Annotated in this window: 21 protein-coding genes and 1 pseudogene; 15 read left to right on the top strand and 7 right to left on the bottom strand. The window is 62.9% G+C overall.

What is annotated here, in order from left to right; translation table 11 throughout:
* Window positions 1-38: 38 nt before the first annotated feature.
* The 5 genes from WCE35_RS24545 to WCE35_RS24525 form a co-directional block, all read right to left on the bottom strand.
* On the bottom strand, window positions 39-182 hold the full coding sequence (locus tag WCE35_RS24545; RefSeq protein ID WP_424595896.1) for a hypothetical protein: 144 nt from the start codon (window positions 180-182) through the stop codon (window positions 39-41).
* 84 nt (window positions 183-266) lie between these two features.
* Window positions 267-986, bottom strand: a complete 720-nt coding sequence (locus WCE35_RS24540) for a Crp/Fnr family transcriptional regulator (RefSeq protein ID WP_424595905.1) — start codon at window positions 984-986, stop codon at window positions 267-269.
* A 187-nt stretch (window positions 987-1,173) separates the two neighbouring features.
* Window positions 1,174-1,566 carry an HPP family protein gene (locus tag WCE35_RS24535; RefSeq protein ID WP_424595904.1) on the bottom strand — a complete coding sequence of 131 codons (393 nt, stop codon included), beginning with the start codon at window positions 1,564-1,566 and terminating at the stop codon, window positions 1,174-1,176.
* A 19-nt stretch (window positions 1,567-1,585) separates the two neighbouring features.
* A complete protein-coding gene (locus tag WCE35_RS24530) occupies window positions 1,586-1,744 on the bottom strand; it encodes a hypothetical protein (protein WP_424595895.1) in 159 nt (52 codons plus the stop codon).
* A gap of 18 nt (window positions 1,745-1,762) precedes the next feature.
* Complete coding sequence (locus tag WCE35_RS24525) at window positions 1,763-2,590, bottom strand: universal stress protein (RefSeq protein ID WP_424595894.1); 828 nt, start codon at window positions 2,588-2,590, stop codon at window positions 1,763-1,765.
* Window positions 2,591-2,780: 190 nt separating this feature from the next.
* Between WCE35_RS24525 and WCE35_RS24520 the strand changes: the two genes are divergently transcribed.
* The 13 genes and pseudogenes from WCE35_RS24520 (at window position 2,781) to WCE35_RS24460 (ending at window position 15,229) form a co-directional block, all read left to right on the top strand.
* Window positions 2,781-3,509: a CBS domain-containing protein gene (locus WCE35_RS24520; protein ID WP_424595893.1), complete on the top strand. Its 729-nt coding sequence runs from the start codon at window positions 2,781-2,783 to the stop codon at window positions 3,507-3,509.
* 191 nt (window positions 3,510-3,700) lie between these two features.
* Window positions 3,701-5,236, top strand: coding sequence for a sensor protein FixL (gene fixL / locus WCE35_RS24515; RefSeq protein ID WP_424595892.1), 1,536 nt, complete (start codon window positions 3,701-3,703; stop codon window positions 5,234-5,236).
* Window positions 5,226-5,843 carry a response regulator FixJ gene (gene fixJ / locus WCE35_RS24510; protein WP_424595891.1) on the top strand — a complete coding sequence of 206 codons (618 nt, stop codon included), beginning with the start codon at window positions 5,226-5,228 and terminating at the stop codon, window positions 5,841-5,843. Before fixL ends, fixJ begins: the two co-directional genes overlap by 11 nt.
* A 74-nt stretch (window positions 5,844-5,917) precedes the next feature.
* Window positions 5,918-6,316 (top strand): response regulator, encoded by a 399-nt coding sequence (locus WCE35_RS24505; RefSeq protein ID WP_424595890.1) that lies wholly within the window; start codon window positions 5,918-5,920, stop codon window positions 6,314-6,316.
* A gap of 119 nt (window positions 6,317-6,435) precedes the next feature.
* Window positions 6,436-7,128 carry a helix-turn-helix domain-containing protein gene (locus tag WCE35_RS24500; RefSeq protein WP_424595889.1) on the top strand — a complete coding sequence of 231 codons (693 nt, stop codon included), beginning with the start codon at window positions 6,436-6,438 and terminating at the stop codon, window positions 7,126-7,128.
* 111 nt (window positions 7,129-7,239) lie between these two features.
* Window positions 7,240-7,581, top strand: a pseudogene (locus tag WCE35_RS24495) (SulP family inorganic anion transporter); the annotation flags it as partial.
* A gap of 101 nt (window positions 7,582-7,682) precedes the next feature.
* On the top strand, window positions 7,683-9,701 hold the full coding sequence (hyfB, locus tag WCE35_RS24490; protein ID WP_424595888.1) for a hydrogenase 4 subunit B: 2,019 nt from the start codon (window positions 7,683-7,685) through the stop codon (window positions 9,699-9,701).
* Window positions 9,692-10,648: a respiratory chain complex I subunit 1 family protein gene (locus tag WCE35_RS24485; RefSeq protein WP_424595887.1), complete on the top strand. Its 957-nt coding sequence runs from the start codon at window positions 9,692-9,694 to the stop codon at window positions 10,646-10,648. Before hyfB ends, WCE35_RS24485 begins: the two co-directional genes overlap by 10 nt.
* Window positions 10,648-11,316 carry a hydrogenase-4 component E gene (locus tag WCE35_RS24480; RefSeq protein ID WP_424595886.1) on the top strand — a complete coding sequence of 223 codons (669 nt, stop codon included), beginning with the start codon at window positions 10,648-10,650 and terminating at the stop codon, window positions 11,314-11,316. The genes WCE35_RS24485 and WCE35_RS24480 overlap by 1 nt, the downstream gene beginning before the upstream one ends.
* Entirely contained in the window at window positions 11,313-12,764 is a 1,452-nt protein-coding gene (locus WCE35_RS24475; protein WP_424595885.1) for a hydrogenase 4 subunit F, read from the top strand. Before WCE35_RS24480 ends, WCE35_RS24475 begins: the two co-directional genes overlap by 4 nt.
* 19 nt (window positions 12,765-12,783) lie before the next feature.
* Window positions 12,784-14,295, top strand: coding sequence for an NADH-quinone oxidoreductase subunit C (locus tag WCE35_RS24470; protein ID WP_424595903.1), 1,512 nt, complete (start codon window positions 12,784-12,786; stop codon window positions 14,293-14,295).
* Window positions 14,296-14,307: 12 nt separating this feature from the next.
* Window positions 14,308-14,835, top strand: coding sequence for an NADH-quinone oxidoreductase subunit B family protein (locus WCE35_RS24465; RefSeq protein ID WP_424595884.1), 528 nt, complete (start codon window positions 14,308-14,310; stop codon window positions 14,833-14,835).
* Window positions 14,836-14,845: 10 nt separating this feature from the next.
* On the top strand, window positions 14,846-15,229 hold the full coding sequence (locus WCE35_RS24460; protein WP_424595883.1) for a YkvA family protein: 384 nt from the start codon (window positions 14,846-14,848) through the stop codon (window positions 15,227-15,229).
* A gap of 42 nt (window positions 15,230-15,271) precedes the next feature.
* On the opposite strand, the gene WCE35_RS24455 is transcribed toward WCE35_RS24460, so the two are convergent.
* A complete protein-coding gene (locus WCE35_RS24455; protein WP_424595882.1) occupies window positions 15,272-17,686 on the bottom strand; it encodes a TonB-dependent receptor in 2,415 nt (804 codons plus the stop codon).
* 169 nt (window positions 17,687-17,855) lie between these two features.
* Window positions 17,856-19,223 carry a histidine kinase gene (locus tag WCE35_RS24450; protein WP_424595881.1) on the bottom strand — a complete coding sequence of 456 codons (1,368 nt, stop codon included), beginning with the start codon at window positions 19,221-19,223 and terminating at the stop codon, window positions 17,856-17,858.
* 203 nt (window positions 19,224-19,426) lie between these two features.
* On the opposite strand from WCE35_RS24450, the gene WCE35_RS24445 reads away from it, so the two are divergent.
* Window positions 19,427-20,047, top strand: coding sequence for a response regulator (locus WCE35_RS24445; RefSeq protein ID WP_424595880.1), 621 nt, complete (start codon window positions 19,427-19,429; stop codon window positions 20,045-20,047).
* A gap of 33 nt (window positions 20,048-20,080) precedes the next feature.
* A partial coding sequence (locus tag WCE35_RS24440) for an alpha/beta hydrolase-fold protein (protein WP_424595879.1) occupies window positions 20,081-20,399 on the top strand: 319 nt, incomplete at its 3' end.

Genomic DNA, 20,399 nt, shown 5'->3' with positions numbered 1-20,399 from the left:
CAACGGATAATATAATGATTCGGGCGGAGTCCTGTTGGTCAAAAGCTGCGGCGCCTGCCCTTCGGCTCACCGGCGGCCCGCTGCGGCGGGCGGGTATGCATGTCGCCCCAAAACAGCACGCCGGCAAACACCGTGAACACGGACACTACCACCGCCGTGACAATCATCGCATCCATGGGCATCGTTGATCTCCTTTGAAATGAAAACAGCATGTCAGGATCGGTCCGGCGCTCATTGACATGAATCAAACCGGCCCGCCGTCCGGCTCAGGCCGCCGCCAGCGCTTCGGCGCGTTTGCGGTCACGAAGACACACGCCGCCTTTGACGATGTCGATAACCCCTTCCCGTTCGAGCTTGGTGAAGGTGCGGCTTACCGTTTCGATGGTCAGCCCGAGGAAGTCGGCGATGTCCTGCCGGCTCATCGGCAGCGGTATGGTCACCGGATGGGTGCCGGGGTGATCCAGCCGGTCGCGCCAGCTCACGAGGAACGAAGCCACCTTTTCCTCGGCGGTGCGGCGGCCGAGCAGCAGCATCTGGTCCTGGGCCTGATTGAGCTCCCGCGCGGCGAACTCGTTCATGCGGCGCAGGATATGCGGCTTGGTCTCGACGAATTGCCAGAATAGGCTCCTGGAAATCCGGCAGGCGGTGACCGGCCCGATGGCATCGGCCGAACAATTATGGTGATCGCCCGGGCCCGTACCGAGAAAATCCCCGGGCAGCGCAAATCCAATGATCTGCCGGCGGCCGTCCGGCAGCAATTTGGAAAGCCGCACCACGCCTTCCGTCACATTGTAGACCGCGCCCGCGGCTTGCTCTTCCATAAACATCGTCTCTCGGTCGAGCAGACGGATCTGCTGGGTCAGCCTTTCGAACCTCTGAAGCTCGACGGGATCGAGCGCTGCGCATATGCTGAGTGAGAGCGCCTCGCATTGCGGACAGCGCCGTTTTTCGCCGCAAGCCTGGCCTGGAAACAAGAGATGCGGCATCGGTCCCTGTGGTAGGCAGCGGGTGTCTTGACGCTGTGGTTGGTCCGGCCGACGGCAACGGCCCGGCCCCGAGCTGCATCTTAACGAATATCCCGGCCGGGAATTGACATGGATCAAGATCGATCGGCGCAACTCCCGACAATCGGGCCTGCCGCAAGAAAAATCAGGCCAAAAATCAGGCCATGGGTCATGCTTTCGGCGCGCAACGCTCCAGCGCGCGTATAATATCCTCGCGCGCGATGATGCCGGTGAGCCGCTGGTCGGTGTCGATGATCGGCATGCTTCTGATGCGATGACGGACCATCAGCTGAAGGACGCGCGTCAATTTCGTGTCGCTCCTGACATAGATGAATTCAGGCGTCATGACGTCGGCCACGGTTCGCTTCATCAGCTCGTCATAGTGCGGGACCATGCGCGCCGGGGTAAATTCAAAGCAGGCGAGATAGTCGAACTTGGTTACGAACCCCACCACCTGCGACGCCTCCTCCACCGGATAGCCGTTATAGTCGGTCTGCTTGAACATCCGGCCGAGTTCACGAATCGTGACGTCGCGTGTCACCGTTGCGACGTCCCGCGTCATGTAGTCCGATACGACCTGCTCAAGAAATATCCGCAAGCGCCTGTCCGATCGATGTCAGTGATCTGGCATTGCCGCCATTGATAACCGGCCCGCAAGAAACGTTTTGATCGATATCAAACGATCGGCCGGTCATGAAACGGCCTTGGCACTGACCGCTGCCCGGCGGATAACGCTCCATGGCGATCCTGCGTCCGGCTCAGCGCGACAGAAGTGAGCAACGGACCGGCTGCGCGACGAGGTGTTGCGTCACCCCGCCCAGCACCCATTCCCGAAACCGCGAATGCCCATACGCCCCGGCCACGACGACTCCGGCGCCGGCATCGGAAGCGATCCGGTCCAGCTGACCCGCGACATTGCCGCTGTTGTCGGGCACGAGGCCGGAGGCCAGGATGCCGTGGCGGGAAAGCCACGCCACGACGTCCTCGACCTGCCGTGACGCCGCCGCTTGTCCGTCCTCGCGTTCCGCGACCGCGGCAACGATAACCTCCTTCGCCTTACCCAGCATCGGCAGGGCATCGGCAACGGCCCGCCGCGCCTCCGGGCCATCCTTCCAGGCCACCAGGGCGCTTCTGAGGTCCAGCCAGCGAACCGCCGGAGGGACGACGAGGAGCGGCCGCGCCACCTGCATCACGAGATCGTCCGGCCCGGCCAGCGCGAACGGGTCTGCGATCGCCTCGCCACTGCCGGCGGTGACGATGACATCGGCCGCGCGCGCCTCTTTCGCAATGTATGTTGCCGGGATTTCGAGCGCGGAGCGCCATTCGATGTCTTTCGAGCGGCCTGCGACCGCCGCCCGAAAAATTCCTTCCATTTCCGATAGCCGTTGCTTGATCTCGCGTTCGCCCTGATCGATCAAATTCTGGGCCGGCGTTCCCGCCAGAAAATAAGGCGGCGGACTGAATACCGATGCCGCGACCCCGATGATGCCAGCGTCGAACTGTTCGGCAAGCTGGCCGGCAATTTCAACAACCGCCTCGTTCGGATGGTCGATCGACAGGTTGACCATGATGGCCCGGTACGTCATTTGCATCTCCCGCGACCTCGGCTCGCGAAGGACCTCTAGGCCCGCCGTCGAGCCGCGCGATGAGATAGATCAACAAGTCCTGCCGCATCCCGCCTGGGCCGGGCCGACCGGTTTGACCTGAATCAACGGCGGCGCCGCCATCGCGAGTAACATTATAATCCAATTATCAATATCAAGCCGGAGAACGCGGATGCGTGCCCATCAAATCATGACACGGCAGGTCATAACCACCCGAACCGACGCCTCCATTGCCGAGGCTGCGCACACCATGCTGGAGCACCACATCAGCGGCCTCCCGGTGGTCAACGACAGCGGAAAGCTGGTTGGAATCGTCTCGGAAGGCGACTTCATGCGCCGGGCGGAAATCGGGACGCAGAAGCGGCGTCCGCGCTGGCTGAAGCTGTTGCTTGGACCTGGAAGGGAAGCGACCGACTTCGTGCACGAACAGGGCCGCAAGATCGCGGAAATCATGAGTTCGAGGCCGATTACCGTACCCGAGGAGGCCACGCTCGAGGAAGTCTCCGAGATCATGGAAAGGAACGACATCAAGCGCGTCCCCGTCATGCGCGGCGACCAGCTGGTTGGAATCGTCACGCGCACGAATCTCGTCAAGGCGGTGCTTGATCTCGCGCGCGACGTGCCTGACCCGACGGCCGATGACGACCACATCCGGAGCCGGATCCTGGCCGCCATCGAGAAGAAAGACTGGCAACCAATGGGCCTCAGCGTCACCGTACGCGACGGGATCGTGCACCTCAGCGGCGTGATCACGGACGAGCGCTCCAGGCTGGCAACGGTCGTCGCGGCGGAGAACGTTTCGGGCGTCAGGAAAGTTCACGACCATCTTTGCTGGGTCGAGCCAATGTCGGGGATGTTCGTCAACTCGCCGGAAGATCAGCTGAGTGCCAAGGCGAGCTGACCCGGCCGGGCCTTTCCAGACGCGATTGCACCGCCGGCACCGCGCGGCGCAATTGCCCGATGCAGTTCAGGCTTGAGCTTTGCCGGCCCTTGGGACAATAGTCGCCCGACACCATGTCAGCGCCCTGCGGGGCTTTCGCTCGCGTTGCGTTCGAAATGCCGCCGTAGGGTGACATGAATCAAGGGCCAAGCGTGACCAACCAAAACCCGGCGGCGTTCGACGACCCCCTTCGTGACAGGCGTTTCCGGCTCGGCATCGAGCGATCCGGCGTCGGGACCTGGGACCTGGATCTCTTGACGGATGAGCTGGCCTGGTCCGAAAATACCCGCAAGCTGTTTGGCATCTCGAACGAAGGGCCGGTCGACTACGACCTCTTCCTCTCGCTGCTCGATCCGCTGGATCGCGAACTCACGACGCAAGCGATACGACGGTCCGTCGAAACCGGCTACCATCTGGACGTCGCCTTCGCGGTGATCGCTGAATCCGGATCGCGGCACTGGATCCGGCTGCGCGGCGGCCTGGTCAGGACCACCGACGGCACCCCGCATCATCTCAGCGGCATAGCGCTCGACATCGACGAGGAGAAACAGCTCGAAGTAGCGCTGAGAACCCGTGAGATGCATCTCCGCTCGATCATGGAGACGATTCCGGACGCGATGATCGTAATCGACGGGCGGGGCATCATGCAGTTTTTCAGCCGCGCGGCCGAGAGGCAATTCGGCTATGCGGCACAGGAAGCCATCGGCCAAAACGTCAGCATGCTGATGCCCGACCCCGATCGCGCGCGCCATGACGGCTATCTGGCCCGGTACCAGGCGACCGGAGAGCGGCACATCATCGGCATTGGGCGAATCGTGACCGGCCGGCGCAAGGATGGCACGACCTTTCCGATCCACCTGTCGGTCGGAGAAATGCGCTCCAGCGGCCAGCGATACTTCACGGGTTTTATCCGCGATCTGACCGAACAGCAGCAGACCCAGGCACGGCTTCAGGAACTGCAGGCCGAACTCGTTCACGTCTCGCGCCTGACCGCGATGGGGGAAATGGCGTCAGCGCTTGCGCACGAACTCAATCAGCCGCTGGCGGCGATTAGCAACTACATGAAGGGCTCTCGCCGGCTGCTCGCCGACAGTGCCGATCCCAACAAATCCAGAATCGAGGGCGCGTTGGACCGCGCCTCCGAGCAGGCGCTTCGCGCTGGCCAGATCATCCGGCGGCTGCGCGATTTCGTCGCGCGCGGGGAATCCGAGACGCGCGTTGAAAGCCTGGCCAAGCTGATCGAGGAATCCGGCGCGCTGGGCCTCAGCGGCGCCCGCGAGCAAGGCATCGTGCTGCGGTTCGAACTTGACCACGACAACGACCTGGTTCTGGTGGATCGCGTCCAGATTCAGCAGGTCCTCGTCAACCTGTTTCGCAATGCGCTCGAGGCCATGGCCGATTCGCCGAAACGGGAACTTATTGCATCAACGGCCAGGGCCGCGGACGACATGATCGAGGTTGCGGTAGCCGACACCGGCTCTGGCTTCGCCGACGACGTCAAGGCGAACCTGTTTCAGACTTTCTTTACGACCAAGGAGACCGGCATGGGGGTCGGGCTTTCCATCAGCCGTACCATCGTCGAGGCACATGGCGGCACCATGTGGGCGGAAACCAACGCCTCGGGCGGCGCCACCTTCCGCCTCACCTTGCCCGCGGCACCGAACGAGAGTTTGACCAATGTCGCATAAGGGGAAAGTCTATGTCGTCGACGATGACGAGGCGATGCGGGAGTCGCTGGAATTCCTGCTCGGTGCCGCTGATTTCAGCGTGACGCTGTTCGACACGGCATCAAGTTTTCTCGACGCCCTCCCCGGTCTTGACTACGGATGCGTGGTTTCCGACGTCCGCATGCCCGGCATCGACGGCATCGAGCTGTTGCGGCGATTGAAGGCGGGCCGCAACAAGTTTCCGGTGATCATCATGACCGGGCACGGCGATATCCGTCTTGCCGTCGAGGCCATGAAATTGGGGGCGATCGATTTTCTCGAAAAGCCGTTCGAGGACGATCGTCTGATCGCGATGATCGATACCGCGCTCACGCAGGCGCGTACCGAGGAAAAGAACGAAGCCGAGACCCTCGACATCGTATCGCGGGCAGCGGCGCTCAGCCCGCGCGAGCGTCAGGTCATGGAGGGCCTTGTCGCCGGGCTTTCGAACAAGATGATCGCCCGCGAATATGACATCAGCCCGCGCACCATCGAAGTCTACCGGGCCAATGTCATGACCAAGATGCAGGCCGGCAGCCTGTCAGAGCTGGTCCGGCTGGCGATGCGTGCCGGGATGCTGAAGGATTGAGCTAAATCAAGCTGCGCCGAGTTAATCCTGCTTGAATGATGTTTTCTGCACCGGCAGGGATATTTTGGCTTGTGATGCTCTCATCGCCCACCAAATCCATGGTTTATGTCGTCGATGACGACCAGGATGTCCTTCGTTCGCTGCAATTCTTGCTTGAAACCGACGGGTTCGGCGTGCGGACATTCAGAAGCGGCGCGGCGCTGCTGAGTGCGATCGCGTCCAACCTGGCCGATTGTTTCGTGATCGACTACAAGATGCCGGATATGAACGGGATCGATCTCGCCAGGCGCTTGCGAAACCGTAACATCGCGGCGCCGATCATCCTCATTACCGGCCATCCGGATAGAAATATCCCGGTGATGGCCGCGACCGCCGGCGTCCACCATGTCCTGCTGAAGCCGCATCTGGAAGACAGCCTTGCTTCCCATATCCGGGGAGCCATTGAGGCGAGCCGGCCCGGGCATGGCCCGTAGCGGGCCTTTCGCCGCCTCCGGTAAACTACTTAGGGGTTTGCCCTTAAGGCATCGCGCTAAGTTTCCGGATCCGGTCTGCCCGCATAAACCTTGGCTACCCCCGGATGAGGAGATGGCCCATGCTCACCCAATCGCTCAGGACTTCAGTTTCCATCAGCAATAAGGCCGGCCCGGTCGCATTTTCGGTCCCCGACCGGTTCGGTGTTCTTACCGGGCATGCGGGTCTCGTGGCCACCGAGTTTACCTATCGAAAGGACGAGGAGATCTACGGCGACGACGAACCCGCGGAATACGTCTATCAGGTGATCCGCGGCGCGGTGCGGAGCTACAAGCTGCTCTCCGACGGGCGTCGGCAAATCGGTGCATTTCACCTGCCGGGCGACACGTTCGGCCTGGAATCCGGCCAGGCCCATCGGCTGGCGGCCGAGGCCATCATCGATACGACCGTGCGCCTCGTCAAGCGCCGGAGTCTGGAACAGGCCGCGCAAAGCGATGTGCGGGTGGCGCGGGATCTCTGGACCCTGACGGCGAGCGAGTTGCGGCACGCGGAAGACCATATGCTGCTGCTCGGACGCAAGACCGCGACGGAGCGCGTGGCGACGTTTCTGCTCGAGATGGACCGCCGCCTGGCGGTTGCCGGAATGATCGCACTTCCGATGTGCCGGCGGGATATCGGCGACTATCTGGGCCTCACCCTCGAGACCGTCTCTCGCGCCCTTTCCTCGCTGCAGAGCGAGGGCGTGGTCGGATTCTCCAACGCCCGTCAGATCGTGCTTCGCAACCGCGAGCGATTGCTGGATTTGCAGGCTTAAGGCCATCCGCCCCTGATCCGACATGTCCCCTGAGCTGGCGACCGAATCGGTTTGTCGCTTCGGGGGACTCTGGTAGCCTGTCGGCTGAATATCCAGCGGTCGGTTGACAGCATGTCTGACGGTTCTTCCACGGCGCACCTCTATCGCCCCAAACGCCTGCCCGCGCTGCTTGAAGGTTACCGCCTCGTCTCCTTTCGCCGCGATGGGCTTGCCGGACTGACGGTCGCCGCCGTGGCCCTGCCGCTATCGATGGCGATTGCGGTAGTACCCGGCATCGCGCCGGAGCGAGGGCTTTTCACCGCCCTGGCTGATGGATTTCTCACGTCCGCCCTGGGCGGCAGCCGGTTTCGGATCGGAGGCCCTGCAGGGGCCTTCATCGTTTTGGTGGCGGCAACGGTCGCCCCATTCGGCCTCGACGGGCTCCTGCTCGCGGTTCTGGTTTCCGGACCGATGCCGACGCAGATCGGCGCGTCGGGCCTCCCGTCAGGTTCCGGCAAGGCGCTTGCGGGCGCTGGTCTGGAAAATGAGGCATCGAGCGGGACCAGGACGCGCACATGATCTCCGCCGTCGCTCTGCAAATGTCATGTGTCGCAGGCTTGCTGGGGATTTCGGTTCTCGCGATCGTCCTGAGCCGCACAGGCAGCGCCACAGTGGCAGTCTACAGCGCGACGTTGGCGATTTGCATGGTCGCGTTGTTCGGGGCCCTGCGTTGGCTGGTTGGCGAGGTGGCAAATGCCAGCGATCTGACCCTGCCGGTCGGATTGCCGTGGCTCGGCGCCCATTTCCGCCTGGATGCCCTGGCTTCGTTTTTCCTGGTTGTCGTCAATCTGGGTGGCGCAGCCGCGAGCCTCTATGGGCTGGGCTACGGCCACCACGACCCGACGCCGCACCGCGTGGTTCCCTTCTTCCCCGCTTTCCTGGCCGGGATGAATCTGGTGGTGCTGGCGGACGATGCGTTTTCCTACCTGCTTTGCTGGGAATTCATGTCGCTGGCGTCCTGGGCGCTGGTCATGGCGCACCACCGTGAACCCGGTAACGCGAAGGCGGGTTACGTCTACCTTCTGATGGCAAGCTTCGGCACGCTCGCATTGCTGCTGGCGTTCGGTCTGCTGGCAGGACCGGCGGGAGATTACGGATTTGCCGCCATTCGCGCCGCGCGACATACGCCATATGTGGCAACGCTGGTGTTGATCCTGATGCTGCTCGGAGCCGGTTCGAAGGCCGGCCTCGTGCCGTTGCACGTTTGGCTGCCGCTCGCGCATCCCGCGGCGCCCAGCCACGTTTCGGCGCTGATGAGCGGCGTCATGACCAAGGTCGCGATCTACGGTTTCATTCGCGTCATATTCGATCTGCTGGGGCAACCGGCCTGGTCGGCGAGCGTGATTGTTCTTTTCCTTGGCAGCATCACCGCCGTGATGGGGATTCTGTACGCAATGATGGAAACCGATCTGAAGCGCCTGCTGGCCTACAGCACGATCGAAAACGTCGGCATCATCTTCGTCAGCCTCGGCCTTGCACTGGCGTTTCAGGCCAACGGCCTCAGGCTGGCGGCGGCGCTCGCCTTCACGGCGGCACTGCTTCACGTTCTCAATCACGCGTTGTTCAAGAGCCTGCTTTTCTTCGGGGCCGGCGCCGTCCTGACTTCAACGGGCGAGCGGGACATCGAGAAACTGGGCGGTCTGATTCATCGAATGCCCGTCACCAGTTTCGTGTTTCTGGTCGGATGCACGGCGATATCGGCGCTTCCGCCGTTCAACGGCTTCGTCTCGGAATGGCTGATCTTCCAGGCCGTGTTGCAAAGCCCGGAACTGCCGCAATGGGGCCTCAAGATCATGGTGCCCGCGGTCGGCGCGTCGCTGGCGCTGGCGGCGACGTTGGCGGCGGCGTGCTTTGTCAAGGCGTTCGGCATCACGTTTCTCGGGCGGCCACGAAGCCCGGCCGCCGGAATCGCCGAAGAAGTCGACCGATACTCGCTTGCGGCGATGTCCATCCTTGCCGCCCTCTGCCTGCTGGCCGGAATCCTGCCGGGATTGATCATCGACGCGCTTTCGCCGATCACCATGCAGATCGTCGGCAGCCGCATGCCGGTGCAGGCCGATGCGCCATGGCTGTCGATCGTGCCGATCGCGGAGAGCCGAAGTTCGTACAACGGATTCCTTGTACTGGTCTTCATCACGCTATCGGCCTCGCTCGCCGTCTATTTCATTCATCGTTTCGCCTCGCATGCCCTGCGGCGCGGGCCGGCCTGGGGTTGCGGATATTCCGATCCAACCCCCGCGGCGCAATATTCAGCCGGAAGTTTTGCGCAACCGATCCGCCGCGTTTTCGGCACCCTGATGTTCCAGGCCCGCGATCACGTCGAGATGCCGGCCCCCGGAGATGTCAGGCCGGCGCGGCTCAGGATCGAACTGCATGATCTGATCTGGGAGCGCCTGTATCAGCCGATCGCAGGCGGGGTGGGCTTTGCTTCCGAACGGCTCAACCGCCTGCAGTTCCTGACCATCCGGCAATATCTCAGCCTCGTCTTTGCCACCCTGGTCACGCTGCTGCTGGTGCTCGCGATATGGTCGTGATCTCCGACATCATCGTGCAGGGTGTGCAGATGCTGCTGGTGCTGTTGCTCGCGCCGCTGCTGACCGGCGTCGTGCGCAAGATCAAGGCGAGGTTGCTGCGCCGCCAGGGAGCTTCGGTTTTTCAGCCATATCGCGATCTGTTGCGGCTGCTCCGCAAGGAAGTGGTGCTGGCGGAAAACGCCTCGTGGCTGTTCCGCGTCACACCCTATGTGACCTTTGCCGCGATCTGGGTCGCCGCCGCGCTGGTGCCGACCTTTGCCACAGGCCTGCTGTTCAACTGGACCGCCGACCTGATTGCCATCGTTGCCCTGTTGGGAAGCGCACGATTCTTTCTGGCGCTCGCAGGGATGGATGTCGGCACCAGTTTTGGCGGCATCGGCTCCAGCCGCGAAGTCATGATCGCGGCGCTTGCCGAGCCCGCGATGCTCCTGATCTTCTTTTGCCTGGCGCTGGTTGCCGGCTCGACCCAGCTTTCGACGGTCGCCAATTTCATGGCCTCGTCCCATGTCGGACTGCGGGTATCGCTGGGAATGGCGATCATCGCGCTCATCATGGTGGCGCTCGCCGAGAACGCGCGAATCCCGGTCGACAACCCGGCCACGCACCTGGAGCTCACCATGGTGCACGAGGCGATGGTTCTGGAATATTCGGGGCGCCATCTGGCGATGATCGAATTCGGCGCGTTTCTCAAGCTCCTGCTCTACATCTCGCTGATCGCCTGCGTGTTCCTGCCCTGGAAGATAGCCCTGTTCGGAACCGGCCCGCTGGCCTACGCCATTGGCGCCGCTGCCTACGTCGTCAAGCTGGCGGTTGCCGGCTTCCTGCTCGCGCTGTTCGAGACCGCGACCGCCAAAATGAGAGTTTTTCGTATTCCGCAATTTCTCGGGGCCGCGCTGATGCTGGGCCTGCTCGGTACGCTCCTGCTCTTCGTGTCGAGGAGTTTGTGATGCAGACGCACAGCCTGTTCTTCGACGTCTCGCATACGCTCGCCGGCGGTCTGGTCCTGATCAGCTTCATGATGCTGTACCAGGACCGGCTCTATTCGCTGCTCAACGTCTTTGCACTCCATGCCGTCGTGCTCGCGCTCTCCGTCGCCTGGCAGGCCTTTATCCAGAACGCACCTCACCTCTACATCACGGCGGCGATCGCCCTTGTCTTCAAGGCGATCGTCATTCCGGTGGCGCTGCATCGCATCGTCAAGCAGCTTGGCATTCATCGCGACATCGAGTCGGCCGTGGGTATCGGCCCGACCATGCTGGCCGGGATGGCACTGGTCGCCCTCTCCATGGTCCTGATGCTGCGGGTGACCGCCGAGGCCGATCCGCTGGCGCGCGAGGATCTCGCCTTCGCACTGTCGGTCGTGCTGCTCGGACTTCTGGTCATGGTGACGCGCCGCAATGCCGTCAGTCAGGTCGTGGGATTCATGTCGCTTGAGAACGGACTGGTGCTAGCGGCTACCGGCGCCAAAGGCATGCCGCTCGTCGTCGAGATCAGCGTGGCCTTCTCGATCCTGATCGCCTTCATCGTCATCGGCATCTTCCTGTTCCGGATCCGCGAACGCTTCGATTCGGTCGATATATCTGCGCTCGATGACTTCCGGGGCGAACGGCGATGAGCGCGGCTTCCTTCGATCCCGTGGCGGCCATCCTGCTGATTCCGATCGGCGCGGCCGCATTGCTGGCCGCGTTGCCCGGCTACCGGCAGACGGCGCGGCTCAATGTCATTGCAAGTCTCGCGACATTTCTTTCGGCGCTTTGCCTCTTCATCATCGACCGACCGCAACCCGGGCCATACGTGCTGGTTGACGACCTCAACATCGTCTTCATCGTGCTCAATACCTTCGTCGGTTTCACCACCAGCATCTTCAGCGCGAGCTATATCGCGCATGAACTCGAGACCGGCCGGTTGACCCCGGTCTACCTGCGTTTCTACCACGCCATGTATCAGACCATGATGTTCGGCATGAACCTCGCCTTCGTGTCGAACAATATCGGCCTGATGTGGGTCGCGGTGGAAATCGCGACCCTGACCACGGTGCTGATGGTTGGCATCTACCGCACCCACGCCGCGCTGGAGGCGGCGTGGAAATACTTCATTCTGGGCAGCGTCGGAATCGGGTTGGCCCTGTTCGGCACGATCCTGATCTACATGGCGGCGCGTCCGGTGGTGGGCGAAGGCCAGGACGGCATGGTCTGGACGCTGTTGATCCGGCATGCGGCGGCCTTCGACCCTGCCCTGCTCAACGTCGCCTTCGTATTCCTGCTTCTCGGCTACGGGACCAAGGTCGGCCTCGCGCCGCTGCATGCCTGGCTGCCCGACGCCCATGCCGAAGGTCCGACGCCGATATCGGCCGTGCTGTCGGGTCTGCTGCTGAACGTGGCGCTCTATGCGCTGCTGCGCTTCAAGATGTTGCTCGCCGTCAATTCGGCGGCGATCACGCCCGGCCCGCTGATGGTGACAATGGGCCTGGTTTCGCTGGTCTTCGCGGCGTTCATGCTGTACCGCCGCCGCGACATCAAGCGTCTGTTCGCCTACTCCTCGATCGAACACATGGGCATTATCGTGTTTGCGTTCGGAATGGGCGGCCCGCTCGCCAATTTTGCCGGGCTGTTGCACATGGTGATGCACAGTTTGACCAAGTCGGCGATCTTTTACGCCGTCGGCCACATTTCGCAGATCAAAGGTACGCAGAGGATCGCCAGAATCCGGGGCCTGACGGTGACTCATCCGGCGCTTGGCTGGGGTCTGGTGACGGGCGTCGTCGCGATCGCGGGCCTGCCGCCGCTCGGCATCTTCATGAGCGAATTTCTGCTGGTGAGTTCGACTTTCGCGCGCCAGCCATTGCTGGCGATCGTGCTTGTGGCCGGGCTTTTGCTGGCCTTTGGCGCGCTGACGCTGCGCCTGACCAGCCTTGCATTTGGCGAGCCTCGCGGCAGCACGGCCTCAGCCGAGGCTTCCTATGTACCGATGTTTGCGCATCTTTCGCTGGTGCTGGGCGCGGGAATCTATCTTCCGGCGCCCTTCGTCGCCTGGTTCCAGCATGTGGCGCGCCTTCTTGGATAGTCATGGGGATCAACAGGATATGCCGTCACTGACCGATCTCCTGCGGGAGGGCCGCAAGGTCCAGCAGCACAGGCCATGGCCGCGAACCATGGTCGATGCTTCGGTCTGGAAGTTTGCCGCAAGCGAGCTGGCGCAGGGACGCTGGAGCCTGCTCGGCCTTTGGGGGGAAGCCGCAACGGTGCACATGGCGATCATGGAGGCAGATACGTCGGAAATTGCTGCCGTCAGCCTGGATTGCCCCGACCGCCGTTATCCTTCTGTTGCCGCGCACCACCCGCCGGCGCTTCGACTGGAGCGCACCGCCAGCGATCTGTTCGGATTGTCGGCAGAGGGCTTGCCCGACACCCGCCCCTGGCTCGATCAAAACCGTTGGGGCGTACGTTTCCCATTGGGAGAGCGCATCGACGCGTTGCCAATCGCGGCCCCCTATCGCTTCCTGCCAGTGGAGGGCGACGGCCTGCATCAGATCGCGGTCGGTCCGGTGCATGCGGGAATTATCGAGCCCGGCCATTTCCGGTTTACCGCGAGTGGCGAGACCGTAGCCCGGCTGGAACAGCGTCTGGGATATACCCACAAGGGGGTCGAGGGGCTGATGACCGGAGCTGGTCTCGAGCGGGCCGCCCAGCTCGCCGGACGGGTTTCCGGCGACAGCACCGTCGCCTATGCTTACGCGTTTTCGCGGGCGGCCGAGGCGGCCCTCGAACTCGTCGTGCCCGCTCGCGCGGTTTGGCTGCGTGCCCTGCTTGCCGAACTCGAGCGGCTTGCCAACCATTTCGGCGACATCGGCGCCATCTGCAACGATGCTTCCTTCACGCTGATCCACGCCCATTGCAGCGTGTTGCGGGAGAACCTGCTGCGCGCCGCCGATGCCGCATTCGGCCATCGATTGATGCGGGATATCATCGTGCCCGGTGGCGTGAGCGTCGACCTCGACGATCGGGGCTCAAAGATCATCCGGACGACCCTGGATGAGATCCGCGGGCGCTTTCCCGCCTTGATCGAATTGTACGACAACACCGCATCGCTGCAGGATCGCACCGTCGATACCGGAGTGCTCACGCCCGCATTGGCGAGGCAGTATGCCGCCGGAGGCTACATCGGCCGCGCGTCGGGCCGACCCTTCGACACGCGGCGGACGCTCGCCTATCCGCCGTATGACAGCCTGCACTTTGAGGTACCGGTGCTGAATGAGGGGGATGTCAACGCGCGCGTGTGGGTCCGCGTGCAGGAGGTCGAGCAGAGCCTTTCAATGATCGATCAGATACTGAACCGGCTTCCCGGAGGCCCGTCGGGTACACCTGCGGCGGACGCGCGCGAGGCGCGGGAAGGCATGGCGATCGTCGAGGGATTCCGCGGTGACGTTCTGGTCTGGCTCCGCTTGCGGGACGGTCGCATCGAACGATGCCACCTTCGCGACCCGTCATGGTTTCAATGGCCGCTGCTCGAGGCGGTGATCGAAGGCAATATCGTCGCGGATTTTCCGCTCTGCAACAAGTCGTTCAACTGTTCCTATTCCGGCCACGATATCTGAGGACGGCACACGATGCGCAAGCTGCTTTTTGAAAGCCTGTTTCGCAGGCCGCTCACCGAGCGCGCGCTGGCTGCGGACGATGCCGCGGTGAGCGAACTTGCAACCGCCGTTGGTCGCCTCGCCCGGCGGCGGCTCGGCCGCAGTCTGTCGATACGCGAGGTCGATGCCGGGTCCTGCAATGGATGCGAGCTCGAAATCCACGCGCTCAACAACGCCTATTACGACGTCGAGCGCTTCGGCCTCCGGTTCGTCGCCTCGCCGCGCCATGCCGACGTCTTGATGGTGACCGGTCCCGTGACCAGGAACATGCGCGAAGCGCTGCAGCGCACCTATGATGCGGTCCCCAATCCCAAATGGGTGGTCGCGATCGGAGATTGCGCCCGGGATGGCGGGTGTTTCGCCGGCAGCTACGCGGTCGTTGGCGGGGTTTCAGAGGTGATCCCGGTCGACCTCCACATTCGCGGCTGCCCTCCTGCGCCAACGGCCATGCTGCAAGGACTTCTTGCGCTGCTGGAACGCGCGGAAACCGGCGCCGTCTGAGCATCAAGCCATGCTCTCCCGCATGAAAATCTGGGCGCGCAGGTTCAGCCGGGACAGCCATGCCATCTATCTCGCATCCCGCGACCCGCGCGTGCCGTGGTACGCGAAGGTTCTCGCCGTTGCCGTGGCCGGATATGCGCTTTCGCCGATTGACCTCATTCCGGACTTCATCCCGATCGTCGGCTATCTCGACGATTTGATCATCGTTCCCCTGGGCGTCTGGCTGGTGGTGTCGCTTATTCCCGACGAGGTCATGATTGAGTACCGCGCCAGGGCAAGCGAGGCCGGGCAGCGCCCGACCAGCCGAGCCGGAATGGCCGCGATCATCGTGCTTTGGATGCTTGGCGCGCTGGCGCTGGGATGGGTCGGCTATGCCCGTTGGAACCGGTCATGACAGCACGCGCTCGACCGGCGTCCTGTTACACGCCGCGGGCTTTCAGAATGTCGCCTTCAGGCCCGCATAGAAGGCGCGCGGCCGCGCCGGACTGAGCGAACGCGGGTCGGTGAACGCCGCGCCGCCATTGGCGAAGTTGGGCACCGCGGCGGTGTCGAAGAAGGTTCCGTGGGTGGCGTAGCGGTGATCGAAGACATTGTCCACGCGAGCGTAGATCTGGAACGTCTTGTCGATCTGATACGAGGCATGCAGGTTGAATACCGCATAGGACGGCAGCCTCGCTGCCTGGTTGGATCCATCCCCGGCGAAGTACTGGCTGCCGACGAACAGCGCATCGCCGCCGACCTTGAATGCGTCGGTGATCGAATAATCGATGCCGGCCTTGATCCGGTTGCGGGGGATCGCCGGAATTCGATTGCCGGGCAGAATCTGGATGTTACCGTTGGCGTCGGCGAACGGGCTGTTGGAGCCAACCTGCAGGGCGTTGAGGAATCGCGCATCCACCAGGGCATAGCTGGCATAGAGCTGCAATGTCTTCGAGGTCAGATTGACTTGCGCTTCGATGCCCTGGCGGCGGGTCGAGCCGACGTTCTGGAAATAGCCAAACCCCTGTAGTAGCGGACTTGGAATCGCGAGGATGTCGTCGGTGTTATCGGCGCGAAAGGCGCCGAGCTTCCAGCCGAGCGTTCCGATGCTAAGTTCCCTGGTGCCGCGCAAGCCGGCTTCAACGGTGCGGGACACCACCTGTTTCAGCGGCGGATCGGCGACGAGGAATGTGGCGACGAGACAGGGGTGCGCCGGATCGGCGCAACCCAGTTCCAGCGGGGTCGGTGCGCGATTGGCTTCCGAATAGCCGGCATACGCCGTCAATTCCGGCGTGATCTTGTAGGTGCCGCCGATGATCGGATTGAATCGGTTGTAGGCCTCGTTGCCGTTGAGCAAGGTCCCGATCTGGTCCTCGAGCACGATGCGGGCGGCATTGTATCGGCCGCCCGCGGTGATCGAGAACGCGTTCGTAACATCGAAGGTATCGAGTGCATAGAATCCGCTGTATCGATTGGTGGTGCGAAGCCCGACCGGCCCGATCGACACGGGATCGCCGGATGCTCCAAGAAATATTCCGCTGCCGCTGACGACGAAGTTTGGGCCGATCGTGCCCAATTCCGCGCTGGCCGAGAAGCGGGTGACGCTGGTGTCGAAACTGGCGCCGGCCACAAAATGATTGTTGTGCCCGAACAACTGGTCGGTGTTGGTGGCCTGCAGGGACACGCCCGTCGTCGTGGAACGGGTTGTGGTTCGATCAATCTGCCCCAATACGGCATTGGAGTCGAAGGGATTGGCGAGCTGGATTCCGTCCAGGCCATTGGCGTGTGTTACGTCGTCGCCAAAGCAAAGCAGCATCGAAGGGGCCTTGCATGGCTGGGTACCGGTCGGATTGGCGTCCAGGACCTGTTGGTCGAACACGCGCACATGCGCCGCACCTTCGATCGTCCAGGACGGGGTGGCCTCGACCTTCCCGGTCAGATTGAGATAGCCGACGCGGTTGGCCGTGATCTGCGGCGAGGTGTAGGTCGCACCATAATATTGCTGGAGCAGCTCCACGGGAACGGTGGCGGTCGCGCCGAACTTGTTGTCGGCCACGCCCATGTTGACGTGAAATTCGCTGACGTCGTTTTTATAGCCGACATCGCCGTAGAAGCGGCGCACGTCGGACACGGAAAAATTGCGAAAACCGTTGTCATGCAGCCCTTCGAGAGCACCGTACACGGCAAAATTGTCGACCTGCTTTCCCCACTGCGCCGAGCTCTGGAGACGGCCGAACGAGCCGCCCATCGTGTTGATTTCCGCGCCGCGATAGCTGAAACCATCCTTCATCAGGACGTTGATCGCCCCGCCCAGCGCGTTGAGACCGAAAGCCGGATTATTGGTCACCACCGCGACCGATCTGATCGCAGCGGTCGGGATCAGATCCCAATTGACGGTGTCGCCGAACGCTTCGTTGATGCGTACCCCGTTCTGGTAGACCGCCAGTCCCTGCGGCGTGCCGGTCACGGGCGACGCGACGAAACCGCGAAACTGCACATCGGGCTGGAATGGATTGCCGGCGACTTCGTTGATACTGATGCCCGGCACGCTTTGCTGCAGGGCATCGGTGACGTTCAGCGAGCCTGAGCGCTCGATCTGCCTGCCGTCGACGACGCTGACGCCGGCCGGCACCTTGTCGGGATCGATGGCCGCGCCCGGCAACGGCGTCGTCGGCACATAGACCCTGGGTAACGCGCGAGCGATACGAGAGGCATTTTGCGGACGACCGCGCTTGACGCCTGAGGCCGGCGGCGAGACCTCCACGGCCGGCAAGGTGTGAACTTCGGCGGGCGCATCTTGCGCGCGCGCCAATTCGCTGGCGAGAACCAGGCCTGTCGATACCAACGCGATAAGCAGGCCACGCGCGCCCATCTGTCTCATCCCATGCCGCTACCGGCTGTTCCGGGTTACGCCGATTCGGCGCGGACGATACTAGTGGGCAGCCGGAGGCGCGCCATCTGCAAAAGGTCGGATTCCGGCGCGGTATTTTTCCCGAACGGTCCGGGAAAAATTCCCGAACCGATCGGTCGCGCCACGCGCTTCAGTGCTGGCCCTTGGGAACGAGCGCCTCGACCGTTACGCCGCCGTCGCCGGAGACGACGGTGAGCATGCCTCCCAACGCCAGGATCCTCTCGCGCATGCCGGTCAGACCATGGCCGAGCCTGTGGTCCGGCCCAAGCCCGCGTCCATTGTCGCGAACCCGCACCAGCGCGCAGCCGCGGTTTCCGCGCATTCCCGCAGGCCGCTCGGCGGGTTCAATGGTGATATTAACCGATGTCGCGCCGGCGTGGCGGAACACATTGGTCAGCGCCTCCTGCACGATGCGGTAGATCGTCAGATCGGCGGTTTCTCCGGTCTTGCCGAGCGAGTGCGAAATGGTTGTTTCGATCGCCACGCCTGGATGGGATTCCCCCCACAGGCGCAGCAGGGCTGCGAGCGCCTCGCGGAGCCCAAGCTCCGCCAATCCGACAGGCCGCAGCCTTTCCAGAATCCGGCGGTTGAATTGCTGAAGGGCATTGACCTGCTCGAGGATCGCGCCGCCGTGCTTGCGCAACGCATCCGCGCTCGATTCCCGAGCGTCCGAAAGCCGCATCAGGGCGCCCGCATGCGCGCGCAGCGCAAAAAGATAGGGCCCCAACTCGTCATGAAGCTCGCGCGCGATCTCCTTGCGCTCCAGGTCCTGCAGGGAGACGGCACGTTCGGCAAGCCGCCTTTTTTCTTCCACCGCGTCCCCCAAGGCCCCCGCAAGGTGGTTCAGCTTGCTGCAGATCGCGGCCAGTTCGGGCGCGCCACCAGGTTCCACTCGTGCATCATAGAAGCCAGCCTCGATATTCGTCATCGCTTGCGAAAGCGCGCCGAGTGGCGCCAGCGCGCGGCTGACGACCATCATGGTGATGAGAAAGAGCGCGACCGCGATCGCCGAGCCGACCGCGAGTTGGGTGACGATTCCATCCCAGATCTCCGCCATTTCGTCGTTCGGATGCGAGGTGATCACGAGCGATTCCGGCTTGCCATGGATGGAAATCGGCACGCTCACGGCGGTCTTTTCCGGATGAACAAGCGCGACGAACCACGCCGGAGGCGAGCGCGCATCGTCATTGTCGCCGGCGCGGTCAGTCCTCCGAGATGTGTCGGTTGTCGTTCCCTGCCGCGCGATACTGACGTGACGCAGCCGGCTGAGGTCCTGCACAATCCGGTTCAACCGCGCATCCGGGTCCGGCGCCTCGTTCAGTCCCGCAACGATCGTTTCGATGAATTCGCGCGCCAGGCGTATGACGCTTTGGTCCTCGGCCTGAACGCGGGGAGCGGCCTCCAGGACCAGCCGCGCAATATTGATCGCCAAACCGAGCGTGAGCACGAGCGCGAGCAGCAAGTTGATCCGGGCGCGTAACGAGAGTTTCTGCCACATAGCGTTTGTCCACGAGCGCGACGTCTTCGATTCCTCACCAAGAGGGGCGTTGACAGATAAATAGCGCGGCTATCTAATCAAAGCGTACAGCAATATCGCCGGCGTTGCTTGACCGGTCGAAGGCAAGCGGCGCGCCGTTATCCATGCCCGCGGCCCGATCTGACGCGGTGCAGCAACGAGAGTGAGGCGGGGTATTTGGGACCATGCGCATTCTGATCGTTGACGATCATCCCATCGTCGCGTCGGGTTGCCGTGCCTTGCTCGCCGACGAGCCCGAGATCGTGCTGCTGGAAGCCTCCGACGCCGAAAGCGGCGAGCGCGTTTTCGACGCCGAGCATCCGGATATCTGCGTGATCGATATCAACCTGCCGACCGTGTCGGGATTTGAACTGGCGCGGCGGCTTCTTGCGCGTGCCGCGTCCACGCGTATCATCATGTTCAGCATGAACGATGATCCGGTGTTCGCCGCACGCGCCATCAAAATCGGCGCCAAGGGCTATGTCTCGAAAGCCGGCGATCCCAACGACCTTGTTGAGGCCATCCACGAAGTTGGAAAGGGCGGGGTCTACCTGCCGCCCGCGATCGCGCGAAGCATTGCATTCGCCGGACCCGCGTTCGCGCAAAGCCCGCTCTCGAAGCTGACCCCACGCGAGATGGAGATATTGCGCCTGCTCAGTGCTGGCAAAAGTCTCTCCGAGATCGCGTGGATGATTCATTCCTCTTACAAAACGGTCGCCAACACATCCTCGATCATGCGACAGAAGCTCGGCGTGCGCAGCTCCGCCGAACTGGTGCGGCTGGCGATTGAGAGCGGCGTGGCTTGAGATGGCCTCGCGCGGCGCCGGAGTCGTTCAATCATGACAATCCAAACCGTTTCGCTCAATCGATCGCATGGCGGCATGCAGGGTGTCTATAGGCACCCCAGTCGAGAGACCGGCACCGATATGACCTTTTCGGTCTTTGTGCCACCGCACCGCGACGGCGCCAGGCTGCCGGTGGTCTGGTATCTGTCAGGACTGACCTGTACCCACGCCAACGTCACCGAAAAAGGCGAATTCCGCGGCGCATGCGCCGAGCTTGGATTGATCTTCGTTGCGCCGGACACCAGCCCGCGCGGCGAGAACGTGCCGGGCGACCCCGCCGGCGCCTACGATTTCGGTCTTGGGGCCGGCTTCT

It is taken from the genome of Bradyrhizobium sp., assembly GCF_049691595.1.
Classification (GTDB): Bacteria; Pseudomonadota; Alphaproteobacteria; order Rhizobiales; family Xanthobacteraceae; genus Bradyrhizobium.
Note: the sequence above shows the minus strand (reverse complement) of the source record. Positions and strands in the feature narration are given on the sequence as shown.